The 12489-nt window shown below is 43.1% G+C and carries 11 protein-coding genes; 8 read left to right on the forward strand and 3 right to left on the reverse strand.

All coding sequences use genetic code 11. The features are described 5' to 3' along the window. The first annotated feature begins 69 nt into the window (after positions 1 to 69). From BANVL01_RS12900 to BANVL01_RS12915, 4 genes are all read left to right on the forward strand, one after another. Positions 70 to 1269 (forward strand): ornithine--oxo-acid transaminase, encoded by a 1200-nt coding sequence (locus BANVL01_RS12900; RefSeq protein ID WP_066091387.1) that lies wholly within the window; start codon positions 70 to 72, stop codon positions 1267 to 1269. Between the two features lie 21 nt (positions 1270 to 1290). Continuing rightward, the gene (locus BANVL01_RS12905; protein WP_066091384.1) at positions 1291 to 2562 is read left to right on the forward strand and encodes a Glu/Leu/Phe/Val family dehydrogenase; all 1272 of its coding nucleotides are present in this window, start codon (positions 1291 to 1293) and stop codon (positions 2560 to 2562) included. Between the two features lie 118 nt (positions 2563 to 2680). After that, positions 2681 to 3844: an iron-containing alcohol dehydrogenase gene (locus tag BANVL01_RS12910; RefSeq protein ID WP_066091383.1), complete on the forward strand. Its 1164-nt coding sequence runs from the start codon at positions 2681 to 2683 to the stop codon at positions 3842 to 3844. A gap of 276 nt (positions 3845 to 4120) precedes the next feature. Then, positions 4121 to 5467 carry a glucose-6-phosphate isomerase gene (locus BANVL01_RS12915; RefSeq protein ID WP_066091381.1) on the forward strand — a complete coding sequence of 449 codons (1347 nt, stop codon included), beginning with the start codon at positions 4121 to 4123 and terminating at the stop codon, positions 5465 to 5467. A 44-nt stretch (positions 5468 to 5511) separates the two neighbouring features. Here the strand turns inward: BANVL01_RS12915 and BANVL01_RS12920 are convergent, their stop codons facing one another. Continuing rightward, positions 5512 to 6498 carry a potassium channel family protein gene (locus BANVL01_RS12920; RefSeq protein WP_066091379.1) on the reverse strand — a complete coding sequence of 329 codons (987 nt, stop codon included), beginning with the start codon at positions 6496 to 6498 and terminating at the stop codon, positions 5512 to 5514. A gap of 198 nt (positions 6499 to 6696) precedes the next feature. On the opposite strand from BANVL01_RS12920, the gene BANVL01_RS26765 reads away from it, so the two are divergent. Beyond that, positions 6697 to 6867 (forward strand): aspartyl-phosphate phosphatase Spo0E family protein, encoded by a 171-nt coding sequence (locus BANVL01_RS26765; protein WP_082804972.1) that lies wholly within the window; start codon positions 6697 to 6699, stop codon positions 6865 to 6867. 36 nt (positions 6868 to 6903) lie between these two features. Here the strand turns inward: BANVL01_RS26765 and BANVL01_RS12925 are convergent, their stop codons facing one another. Together BANVL01_RS12925 and BANVL01_RS12930 are read right to left on the reverse strand one after the other, a co-directional pair. Further along, positions 6904 to 7497, reverse strand: coding sequence for a winged helix-turn-helix domain-containing protein (locus tag BANVL01_RS12925; protein WP_066091376.1), 594 nt, complete (start codon positions 7495 to 7497; stop codon positions 6904 to 6906). 6 nt (positions 7498 to 7503) lie between these two features. Continuing rightward, positions 7504 to 8781, reverse strand: a complete 1278-nt coding sequence (locus BANVL01_RS12930; RefSeq protein ID WP_066096894.1) for an MFS transporter — start codon at positions 8779 to 8781, stop codon at positions 7504 to 7506. 207 nt (positions 8782 to 8988) lie between these two features. Between BANVL01_RS12930 and BANVL01_RS12935 the strand changes: the two genes are divergently transcribed. The 3 genes from BANVL01_RS12935 (at position 8989) to BANVL01_RS12945 (ending at position 12452) form a co-directional block, all read left to right on the forward strand. After that, positions 8989 to 10665, forward strand: coding sequence for a DUF6044 family protein (locus BANVL01_RS12935; RefSeq protein ID WP_066091374.1), 1677 nt, complete (start codon positions 8989 to 8991; stop codon positions 10663 to 10665). A gap of 22 nt (positions 10666 to 10687) precedes the next feature. Then, the gene (locus BANVL01_RS12940) at positions 10688 to 11719 is read left to right on the forward strand and encodes a glycosyltransferase (RefSeq protein WP_066091371.1); all 1032 of its coding nucleotides are present in this window, start codon (positions 10688 to 10690) and stop codon (positions 11717 to 11719) included. Between the two features lie 106 nt (positions 11720 to 11825). After that, complete coding sequence (locus BANVL01_RS12945) at positions 11826 to 12452, forward strand: LysE family transporter (RefSeq protein WP_066091369.1); 627 nt, start codon at positions 11826 to 11828, stop codon at positions 12450 to 12452. The last annotated feature ends 37 nt before the right edge of the window (positions 12453 to 12489 follow it).

Genomic DNA, 12489 nt, shown 5'->3' on the forward strand with positions numbered 1-12489 from the left:
TTTTTTCTGGCTCGGCTACAATAGAATGGTACATATAATTAAAAGGTGTGAAAGGGAGGGAAATCTAGTATGAGGGCAAAAGTAAACTCAAACGAATTGATTGAACAAACAGAGAAATATGGCGCAAATAATTATCATCCACTGCCAATTATTATCTCCCGTGCAGAAGGTGTCTGGGTGGAAGATCCAGAAGGAAACAAATATATGGATATGCTTAGTGCTTATTCTGCCGTAAACCAGGGCCACCGCCATCCGAAAATCATTCAAGCATTAAAGGATCAGGCAGATAAGGTAACGTTAACCTCACGTGCTTTCCACAATGACCAGCTCGGTCCATGGTATGAAAAGATTTGTCAATTAACGAAAAAAGAAATGGTCCTGCCAATGAACACAGGTGCGGAAGCGGTTGAGACGGCTGTTAAAGCTGCTCGGCGCTGGAGCTATGATGTAAAGGGTGTCGCCGAAGACCAAGCAGAGATTATAGCCTGTGTTGGCAATTTTCACGGCAGAACAATGACAGCGGTTTCGCTATCCTCTGATGATGAATATAAGCGCGGCTTTGGACCGATGCTTCCTGGGATTAAGCTGATCCCTTATGGTGATTTAGAGGCATTAAAAGCCGCAATTACGCCAAACACGGCAGCGTTTCTAATCGAACCAATTCAAGGAGAAGCGGGGATTGTGATTCCACCGGAAGGCTTTATCAAGGCAGCCTTTGATGTTTGTCAGGAAAATAATGTCCTCTTTATTGCTGATGAAATTCAAGCAGGCTTGGCACGGACGGGAAAAATGTTTGCTTGCGAGTGGGAGGGGATTGAGCCTGATATGTATATCCTCGGTAAAGCACTCGGCGGCGGCGTATTTCCTATCTCATGTGTCGTGGCCAATAAGGATATATTAGGCGTCTTTAATCCGGGATCACATGGTTCTACCTTCGGCGGAAACCCGATGGCTTGTGCTGTTTCGATTGCGTCTCTTGATGTGCTGGTGGATGAGAAACTCGCTGAAAGATCCTTAGAGCTTGGAGAGTATTTTATAAATAAATTAAAAGAGATTAACAATCCACGGATTAAGGATGTTCGCGGACGCGGATTGTTTATTGGTGTGGAACTGACAGAACCAGCGCGTAAATATTGTGAACAATTAAAAGACAATGGACTACTGTGTAAGGAAACACATGATACGGTCATTCGGTTTGCGCCGCCGCTTGTCATTAGTAAAGAAGAGTTGGATTGGGCGATTGAGCGGATTAACAAAGTATTAGGATGAAAAATAACTAGGGGTGCCAAAATGGGGACTACTGATGGAGATGGAAAGAAACAGGAGATGTTAAACCTTCTTACATCAACACAGATTGTTATTCATGATGCATTAAAAAAATCAGGCTACAACGAGGAGATGTATCACTTATTAGCAGAACCTATCCGGACAGTCAGTGTTAGGATTCCTGTCCGGATGGATGACGGCTCTACAAAAATCTTCAGCGGATTCAGGGCCCAGCATAATGATGCAGTTGGACCGACAATGGGCGGTGTCCGCTTTCATCCGCGGATAAATGTTGATGAGATAAAGGCGTTATCGATGTGGATGAGCCTAAAATGCGGCATCGCCGATTTACCCTTCGGGGGAGGAAAGGGCGGAATTATCTGTAACCCGCGCACCATGTCATTTGGTGAGCTTGAACGTTTAAGCCGCGGCTATGTCCGGTCTATCAGCCAAATTGTCGGCCAAGTTAAGGATATACCGGCACCGGATATGTATACAAATTCGCAGATTATGGCCTGGATGCTGGATGAATACAGCTCTCTCCGTCAATACGACTCCCCCGGCTTTATCACTGGGAAACCGCTCGTGCTTGGTGGCTCTGAGGGCCGTGAAAAAGCAGGTGCTAAGGGCGTAATCATTTGTATCGAAGAAGCGGCAAAAAGGCGTGGGATTCAATTGAAAGGCGCTCGTGTAATCATCCAAGGATTTGGAAATGCCGGAGGCTACATCGCTAAATTTCTCCATGATTCAGGAGTGATTATCGTCGGGATTTCCGATGTTTATGGGGCGATTTATCATCCAGATGGCTTGAATATAAATTATCTGCTCGACCGCCGTGACAGCTTTGGTACAGTGACGACACTGTTTGAGGGTGCAATTACGAACCAAGCATTGCTCGAGCACGACTGTGATATTTTGGTGCCGGCGGCTGTTTCAAACCAGATTACCGCCGAAAATGCAGGCAGCATCAAAGCCGGTATTGTAGTGGAAGCAGCGAATGGGCCGACGACGCTGGAAGCAACCAAGATTCTTACAGAACGCGGGATTTTGTTGGTTCCCGATGTGCTGGCCGGTGCGGGCGGCGTCACCGTTTCCTATTTTGAGTGGGTTCAAAATAACCAGGGATATTATTGGACGGAAGAGGAAGTAGCCGTGAAATTACGGGAAAGGCTCGTCAAATCATTCAATGATGTTTATGACCTTGCCGAAAGCCGCAATATCAGTATGCGGTTAGCTGCATATATGGTTGGGGTCAGAAAAATGGCAGAGGCCTCCCGTTTTCGAGGTTGGCTTTAATTGAAATCCTTGCATCCATTGATGCGGGGAATTTTTTTCGGAATAAATAGGAAATCATGATTTTTGCAAAACAACTTCGAATACATAATAATTAATAGTGAAAAGGATGGTGTTTATTTTGCAAAATTTCACTTTTTGGAATCCCACTAAATTGATTTTTGGAGAAGGCCAGCTCGAGCAATTGAAAAAAGAAGTTCCACTTTACGGAAAAAAGGTTTTGCTGGTTTATGGCGGCGGCAGTATTAAACGGAGCGGCCTTTATGATCAAGTTATCGCACTTTTAGGAGAAATTGGAGCCGAAGTGTTTGAACTAGCCGGGGTCGAGCCCAATCCGCGCATATCTACGGCCCGTAAAGGGGTGGGTATCTGTAAGCAAGAAGGAATTGAATTCCTTTTAGCCGTGGGCGGCGGAAGTGTCATCGATTGTACTAAATTAATCGCAGCAGGCGCCAAATATGACGGCGATGCCTGGGATTTAGTCGTTAAAAAAGCGTTCGCTCATGAGGCGCTGCCGTTTGGTACCGTGTTGACACTTGCGGCAACCGGTTCAGAAATGAATGCCGGCTCGGTGATTACGAATTGGGAAACAAATGAAAAATACGGCTGGGGTAGTGCTGTGACATTCCCGAAATTCTCTATTTTAGATCCAGTTAATACGTTCACAGTCCCTAGAAACCAAACGATTTATGGAATCGTCGATATGATGTCGCATGTGCTTGAACACTATTTTCATCTCGAGGAGAATACCGATTTTCAGGATCGTATGTGTGAATCATTGCTCACCACTGTGATCGAAACGGCACCCAAATTACTGGCGGACCTTGAAAACTATCAGCACCGGGCCACGATTCTTTACAGCGGCACGATGGCATTAAACGGGATTTTAAATATGGGGTATCGCGGCGATTGGGCAACCCATAACCTAGAACATGCGGTATCCGCAGTCTATGACATCCCGCATGGCGGCGGACTCGCGATTTTATTCCCGCACTGGATGGAGCATAACTTAAGCGTGAAGCCGGAACGCTTTCAGCAGCTTGCGGTTAGAGTGTTTGGTGTTGACCCTAAAGGGAAAAGTGCGGAAGAGGCGGGACGCGCGGGAATTAGCAAATTACGAGAATTCTGGAATAGCATTGAGGCACCAGCTCGGTTAGCGGACTATGATATTGATGACCAGAAGCTTGCGCTTATGGCCGATCGTGCAATGGCAAATGGCGAATTTGGTAATTTTGCGAAATTAAATCGTGAAGATGTTTTAGCGATTTACCGTGCTTCATTATAAGTGAGGACAGGCTCGGGCGTTTTGCTCGAGCCTTTTTATGTGTTTTGGCTTCCAAAAAATGTCTAAATAGCCAAAACCCTTCGAAAAATAGCCAAAACTCCTTCAAAAGTAGCCAAAACCCTTCGAAAAATAGCCAAAACTTTATTTTGTAAGGAAATCGGAGGCAATTGTGAAAAATTTGTCTAAAATGGGTTCGCTTACATAAGTGGACCTTCCTTGATATTCCGCCCGTCTTTCGATAAAGTGGTAGTGAAAATATATTTAGGAGGATCATACATGACACACTTGCGTTTTGATTACTCGAAAGCCCTCACTTTCTTTGGGGAACATGAACTTACATATTTAAGGGATGCTGTTAAAGTTGCCCATCATTCTTTGCATGAGCAAACAGGTGCAGGCAGCGACTTTTTAGGCTGGATTGGCCTGCCAACGAACTATGACAAGGAAGAATTCTCACGCATTCAAAAGTCGGCTGAAAAAATCAAAGCTGATTCCGATGTTCTCCTTGTGATTGGGATTGGCGGTTCCTATCTAGGGGCAAGAGCGGCGATTGAAATGCTGCAGCATAGCTTCTATAATGCCCTTCCGAAAGAAAAACGGAAAACGCCGCAAATCATTTTTGTCGGCAACAATATTAGCTCATCATATATGAGTGATGTAATCGACCTCCTTGATGGCAAGGATTTCTCCATCAACGTCATCTCTAAATCAGGGACGACAACAGAACCAGCGATTGCCTTCCGGATTTTCCGCAAACTCCTTGAGGAAAAATACGGCGTAGAGGAAGCGCGCAAACGAATTTATGCGACAACAGACAAAGCAAGGGGTGCCTTAAAAACATTAGCCAACGAAGAAGGCTACGAAACTTTTGTGATTGCTGACGATATCGGCGGACGTTACTCCGTTTTAACAGCAGTCGGATTACTGCCGATTGCTGCCAGCGGTGCAGACATTGAAAAAATGATGGCGGGTGCTGGCCAGGCCCAAGAAGACTTCGGTCATTCAGAGCTTGAAGACAACCTAGCCTACCAATACGCGGCGGTAAGAAATGCGCTATATAATAAAGGCAAAACCATCGAAATGCTGATTAACTATGAGCCTGGTCTGCAGTATTTTTCAGAATGGTGGAAGCAGCTGTTTGGTGAAAGCGAAGGCAAAGACCAGAAAGGTATTTTCCCAGCTTCAGCCAACTTCTCAACAGACCTTCATTCGCTTGGTCAATATGTTCAAGAAGGACGGCGCGATTTGTTTGAAACGATTATCAAGGTTGAAAAGCCCCGCCGTGAGCTGACGATTGAAGCAGTCGAGTCGGACTTAGATGGTCTCAATTATCTAGCCGGAAAATCGCTTGACTTTGTAAACAATAAAGCATTTGAAGGAACGATGCTTGCCCACACCGATGGCGGCGTGCCAAACCTCATTGTTACGATTCCAGCGATGGATGAATATACATTTGGCTACCTTGCCTACTTCTTCGAAAAAGCCTGTGCGATGAGCGGCTACCTGCTTGGTGTCAACCCATTCGATCAGCCAGGGGTTGAGGCCTATAAGGTTAATATGTTTGCGTTATTAGGGAAACCTGGGTTTGAAGAAAAGAAAGCAGAATTAGAAAAACGCTTGTAGAAAAACTAAAAAAGAGTGCTGATATGAAAATTATCAGTACTCTTTTATTTAAATATTAATAACTGGTCGTTTTCTTCAACTGTAAATGAATGAACAGGATTAAGTACGGTATCCTCTCCTCTCTTAATGCCAATTAGGAGGAAGCCCTGATTTAACAACCTCTGGCATACTTCCCCAAAACATTTTCCAATGTCCTTTTCCTCCGCCATAAAAGACGACAATTTGACTTCCTGTAACTGATGGACAACGTTTGATAACAGCCCGTCACCGTTAGAATGCAAACTGTTGACCATAAAGACACTCGTCAATTTATTTGATTGAATTACTTCATCCGCGCCGGCCCTTAATGCATTGACCACCTGCTCAGCCGTTAAAATTTCAACAATGCATTTAACTTGAGTGCATAAACCTTTAATCGTCAGCAGCGTTAAAATGCTATTCATGTCCGCCTGGAGTTCATCATTTCCCCGGTCGGCGGTGATCAGCACTTTCTCTGCGTGCTGAATATCGCTTTTGAGAATCGTTTCATCCACATGCCCTTTCCCCTGAATAAAATGAACAAATCTTGATTTAACCGGGTTTGCTTCAAGCGTTTCGTCAATCAAGACAATCATTTGCGGAATGCTAACGCTTGTCAGCTTATGAATTAACTCTCTCGATCGCTCGTTCCAGCCGATGATGATGATATGACCCGTTCCTTTAAAGGGGATTCTGCCTTCGGAAAAGGCATCTTGTTTGGTAACGGCAGCTGCTGCCAAGGTTCCAAAATAGGAGGAGACAATGCCGACTCCAAGTAAGATTAAGATTAGCGCCGTTAGCCTGCCTAGGAAAGAATGGGGAACATAATCGCCATAGCCCACCGTTGAAGCAGTAATAATTGCCCACCAAATGCCATCGAAAATTGAAGGGAAGGTATCAGGCTCTAAAAAATGAATGGAAATTCCAAATGTTAGAAATACTAGAAGTGCAATGAATAGAATGCGGACTAGGAGCGGCAATCGTAAGAAGCTTATATAAACTCTGTTTGGCACGACCGACACCTCTTTCTACTACTTATTATGGACAAAAAAGCCCAATCTGATAATTAAAAAATGGCATATTTTAACTAGGTCAATGTTCACAAAAAGTTCTAATCTTTTTCTAATAACTACTTGTTTTCAATTGTTAAACCTTATAAATTATGGTTAATAACATGTTTATAGTTACAATGAGGAAAGAGGGTTGCAGACATGGGTATTGGTTTGAACACACTTCTATCAACTATCGAAAAAACAAGGCTGGAAATGATTCATTTAGCCGATCTTTACGGTTATTCGAATTCAAAGGTTGTCCAATGCAGCCAGAAACTCGATTCCCTATTAAATGTTTATTATAAAAAGAATGAAAATCATTTATCATAGTAAAAAACCTTCCAATTTAGTTTGGAAGGTTTTTTGTTACTCCTCGTCCGTGTCATCGACCCGATAGCTCAACATAATATAGGCGTATTTAGATTTTTGATTTAGCTGTTCCTCGGTGAGGTTGGGCAGGCTTGATTCCTCAATGGTTTCCACCTGATGCGCTTGATCATGAATCGAGCGCATCATTCGATCGTGTGAGGTTTCCCATTCTCTGCCCGTCAAGGTCGGCAGGCTAATCATTAAATTCACTTGTTTATCAAAATCGGGCTTACCTTTTTTTAATTCTGATTGAAGAAGCCTCAGGCCGGGCTGGAGCAGTTTCATGATTTCCTCCATAACGGTGCCATGATGTTCCTTTAACAATGCCTCATCAAGCTCAAAACTATGGCCGGCAGCTTGTGTCCGCTTATAGTATTTTTCAATTAAATTCCCCTGCTGACGGGTTTCAACCAGCTCTAGCAGGCCTGCTTCCTCGAGCTTTTTAACGTGGTAGTATAACCTCGATGGCTTCTCATTCAATTCCTCGGCAATTTGACCGACGGTAACAGCTTCTTTGGCAATGTCCAAGATTCCTCTTTTTCTAACATCTAACATCATTTTGGCTATTTCAATATCATCGATTTTTTTCACAAATACTTACCCCCAAGTTTCATTAACAACCGGTTCTGCTGACTCAGGAACAGATTCGGTTTGCTGATTAGCAGACAGGCTTTTATAGCCCTTTAGGAAGGGCATGAATCCAGCGACGATGACAAGCAGGGCCCCCGATATCGCTGTTCCATACAATACGCCGATTTCTTTCGATAGCCATCCGCCAAACAAGATACCAATGATCGACGAGGTACTGGCTGTGATCCCCAGTAATGAGGAGCCCCTGCCTCTAAAGGCGGACGGAGTTATTTTTAAAAAGATGCTGCTTAACGGAACATTTAAAAAGGCATTTAGTACTCCTGTCATTATACTCCAAATATAGACAGGAAAGATGCCATAAAGTAATTGAAGCGTATCAAGCGGAATGATTACTACCATCAAAACCCCAATTGCGGCTGTACCCAGTAAAAAAATGGTACTTGGTTTCAATTTCTTAAGGGCATAGGGAGCGGCAAAACCAGCGCCGAAAATAACACCAACAGCTGAAGCCGCTTCAATAAAACCAAAATGAAAGGCGGAAACATGAAACTCATTGGTGAGGACGGCAATAAGATTGGTATTCAATATTCCGCAGACAAGGGTGATCGGCATCAGCAGGATGAGCAGGAATCGTAAGGCCGGCATCCCGATGACCTCTTTCACACCCGAGCCAATCGTGCTGAAGTATGATTCAGAAGATTGAGCAGCTGCCAATTTATTCTTACCAAGATTTCGTAACGAGAGAATGAACAAAGCTGAAACGGCAAAGGTCACAGAATCAATCGCAAAAATAAAATTGTAATTGTTGGTCATCATTAACAGCGCGCCAGCTGAAGGACCGATGATATCCATTGCCGCCCTTGTCGATTGTGACAGAGAAATCGCCTGCTGAATATGTTCTTCCCCAACAAGGTCAGGTATCGATGAAGAACGGGCCGGATCGAACAGGGCAGAACCAAGACCCTGGAAAGCAATTAAGATAATCAGCGCTACGGCAGAGTGGTGGAAGGGAATCATTAAGCAGACAATCCCCATCCGATAGAAATCGGCCCCGACCATTAGCCATTTTCGGTTGTATTTATCCGCTAACGGGCCTAGGAAGATACCAAAGAAAGCAGTTGGGAGAAGCTGAGCGAAAATGACCAGACCAATGGCTAGCGGGTCCTTCGTTAAGGTCGCGACTAAGTAGACAATCGCAATTCTTGTAAATCCATCCCCTAATTGTGAAACGATTTGCCCAAGCCAAAACCGCAGGTAATTCCGGTTTTTAAGAATTTTAAACATATTTACCATCCTCTCGATAAAATTAAATTCACCGTTAAAATTTATTTTAATGATTAAATTTATTTTAACAGGAGGTTTCATAAATGTAAATACTGGAAATCCCCTTTTTTAAAAAATACCTGATACCAAATAGTGTAAAAGGAATAATTTCCAGCCAAGAAGCAGACTTTATAACGGACATACACTTTTGAATAGGGGTGTAGAGATGTGGTTGTGGAGATAAAAAAAGAGCGGCGATACATTCTCTTCGCTTTCATTGTTCTAGCGGTCTATCTTTCTCCGCTATTTATTCTGCAGGAAAATGCCCATATCCGGGTTCATGATAATTTGGATTCAAACCTGGCGTGGTATAAGGTGTTGGCGCGAAGCGGGGAAATGTTTGGCGGCGTAAACGGGGTGATCCCGCAAATCATTAATGGACAGCTGTCGAGGAATGCCTTTGGGACCGAATACAGCATCATTGTCTGGTTGTATGCTCTCTTTCCGACAATGATTGCCTATGCCCTAAGCCAGACATTAACAAGAGTTGCCGCCTTTTTCGGCATGTATTTATTGTTAAAAAAACATCTGCTTCCAGGTGAGCAGTGGCTGCCCTTGCAAATAGGGAGTGCCCTTGCGTTTGCCTTAACACCATTTTGGCCTTCGGGAATGCTGAGTACATTAGGGATACCGCTCGCCCTTTGGGCATTTCTTAACATTCGGAATGATGGGGGAACCTGGAAGGATTATCTGGTACTAACCTTGCTGCCTCTATATGCAAGTATTGTTTTAGGCTTTTTCTTCTTTTTAAGTGCGATGGGGATTTTTTGGCTGACGGATTTTCTCCGGAGAAAGGGCTGGAATCTTCGCTTTTTGTTTTCGATTGCTTATATGTCATTTATTTTTATGATTGTGGAATATCGTTTAGTTTTTTCCTTTCTCTATAAGGGAGAGCCCAATAGCCGAGATGAGTATTTTCATGCCCAGCTTCCCTTTTGGCGCGCTGTTCGGCTTTTTTTCAAAAATTACCTGTTGGGGCACACCCATGTCATGACTGTTCATAGCTTAATTATCTTGCCTGTCACCTTATTTGCCATCTATTTGGTCTATTCGAAAAGGTTGTGGAAGCAGGAAAAGTGGTTTGTTTTTTTATTTGCCTTAAATCTTGTCTTGTCGCTCTGGTATGCCTTTTGGTTTTATGAGGGCTGGCTCCCGTTAACGAAAAAGTTTCATTTCATGGATACCTTTAATTTTGCCCGCTATCACTTTCTACGGCCGCTTGTGATCTATGTAAGCTTCGCTCTGGCATTAAAAATTATTTCACTACAAGGAATAAGCTGGGCGAAAACAGCAAAATGGGTTATGGTCATGCAAATTCTTTTTTTAGGGTTGTTTAATGACGAAATTATTTATCGGCAAAAGCCGACTGCCAAAGAGTTTTTCGCTGAGGAAATGTTCCATGAAATAAAGGAGCATATTGGCTTGAAGCAGGAAGAATATCGAATTGCCAGTATCGGTATTCACCCGGCGATTTCCCAGTATAACGGCTTTTACACACTGGATACCTACAATAATTTTTATCCATTAAGCTATAAACATCAATTTAGGAAAATTATTGAAAAGGAATTAGCGGAAAATAAAACCATTCGTAACTATTTCGATCAATGGGGCGGCCGCTGTTATATTTTCACAGCACAGCTTGGAAAGCGATATATGATCAAAAAGGATTCCAAACGCCATTTAAAAAATTTGCAATTGAATACAGATGTTTTTAAAGAAATGGGCGGCCGCTATATTTTTTCGGCGATTCCAATCGATAATGCCGCGGAAAATAGTATCAAGCTCGATAAGATATTCGAATCAAAAACGTCAGCCTGGAAAATTTACTTATATAAGACTTTATAGACATCGGGGGTTTTTAACTATTATGATGGAACCAGTCCTAACCATTGTTGTGCCATGCTATAACGAGGAAGAAGTATTACCGGAGACGATAAGTCAGCTTCAGCAGCTACTGAAAGAGCTGATTAATGATACGCTTGTGTCAAAACATAGCAAGATTCTGTTTGTTGACGATGGCAGTAAAGACCGGACATGGGAATTAATTTATAAAGAGGGGTTACGTAATGAATATGTCCGCGGATTAAAATTAGCAGGTAATGTCGGTCACCAGAACGCCTTACTCGCCGGGCTGTTTGCAGCCAAGGAGCTTTCGGATTGTGTCGTGTCTATTGATGCCGATTTGCAGGATGATATTCAGGTTATCCGCGAATTTATTTTGAAGTTCCGTGATGGCTGTGAAATTGTTTACGGTGTCCGGAAAGGCCGGGCGGCGGATACGTTCTTTAAACGGAGCACAGCACAGGGCTTTTATAAAATGATGAAAAACCTTGGTGTTAATCTTGTCTATAATCATGCTGATTTCAGGTTAATGAGCAAAAGGGCAGTCCAAGAGTTGGCAAAGTTTAATGAGGTTAACCTGTTCTTAAGAGGGATTGTTCCACTGCTTGGCTTTCGCTCAGATGTGGTTTATTATGATCGGTTAGAAAGACAAGCTGGACAAACGAAATATCCCTTAAAAAAAATGCTCGCCTTTGCCTTTGATGGAATTACCTCCTTTTCTGTTTCACCCATACGCTTTGTCTTAGTCATTGGACTAGTTTCTTTTATTATGAGCCTTGTCTTTGGCGGCTACTTTTTAACGCTGAAATTTTTAGGAAACACCGAGACAGGCTGGACGTCGCTGATTACTTCCATTTGGCTTATCGGCGGTCTCCAATTAATTGCAATTGGCTTGATTGGGGAATACGTCGGGAAAATTTATAAAGAGACAAAGCAGCGTCCCAAATACATTGTTGATATTGATTCCTTAAATTTGCCTGTGCCAAGGCGCCATTTGCTTCAGCAAACAGGGGAAAATGAGATGCTGGAAACAGGAATTTTGTCATCGAAAAGATAATTATGAGGAAAGAGTTTCTTTTTTGAAAAGGGAAGCTCTTTTTTATTGTCGTACAACTCCCCCTGCCCGAATAAATATGAGGAGACAGGCTTTGGGGGGAATTTGTTTGAACATTTTTTTAAGCTATATATTGTTAGGATTGTCACTGGCGGCACCGATTGGTCCGATTAATGCGGCGCAAATTGATCGGGGAATCAGACATGGCTTTATACACTCGTGGTTGATTGGTGTTGGGGCCGTTGTGGCTGATGGCGTGTATATGCTCGTTGTTTACATAGGGGTTGTTCAATTTCTGGAAACTGCATTTATGCAAACCTTTCTCTGGTTTTTTGGCTGTTTTGTTTTGATGTACACTGGGATTGAAACGTTTATGAACGCCGGGAAGATCCAATTAGAGTATACAAGAAGCAGGGAACCGCTGATAAAATCGTTTTTTTCCGGCTTCTTTATGTCAATCTCCAATCCATTAACGATTCTGTTTTGGTTAGGAATTTACGGCTCCGTGCTTGCGAAGACAGCTGCAACCTATGAAAGCAGCCAATTAATCCTCTACAGCAGCGCTATTTTTATTGGGCTTTTGTTATGGGATATTGCCATGGCCAGTGTGGCCAGTAGTTTTCGAAACTATTTAACCTCTCAATTACTCGTTGTCATTTCCTTCTTGTCCAGTCTTTCGTTGATTGGCTTTGGGATTTATTTCGGGTTCCAGGCCTTTAATAATCTATTTGGGTGAAAAAGCAAGCAAAGCTTCTTATTCAGTCTGCCTGGCA

Origin of the sequence: Neobacillus novalis NBRC 102450, assembly GCF_001591805.1 — a bacterium.
Lineage (GTDB): Bacteria > Bacillota > Bacilli > Bacillales > Cytobacillaceae > Neobacillus > Neobacillus novalis.

What these genes read in the sequence shown, in the direction of transcription:
- BANVL01_RS12915 (WP_066091381.1), top strand. Translation starts at nt 4,121, where the DNA reads ATGACACACTTGCGTTTTGATTACTCGAAAGCCCTCACTTTCTTTGGG.
- BANVL01_RS12930 (WP_066096894.1), bottom strand. Translation starts at nt 8,781, where the DNA reads ATGTTTAAAATTCTTAAAAACCGGAATTACCTGCGGTTTTGGCTTGGG.
- BANVL01_RS12900 (WP_066091387.1), top strand. Translation starts at nt 70, where the DNA reads ATGAGGGCAAAAGTAAACTCAAACGAATTGATTGAACAAACAGAGAAA.
- BANVL01_RS12905 (WP_066091384.1), top strand. Translation starts at nt 1,291, where the DNA reads ATGGGGACTACTGATGGAGATGGAAAGAAACAGGAGATGTTAAACCTT.
- BANVL01_RS26765 (WP_082804972.1), top strand. Translation starts at nt 6,697, where the DNA reads ATGGGTATTGGTTTGAACACACTTCTATCAACTATCGAAAAAACAAGG.
- BANVL01_RS12940 (WP_066091371.1), top strand. Translation starts at nt 10,688, where the DNA reads ATGATGGAACCAGTCCTAACCATTGTTGTGCCATGCTATAACGAGGAA.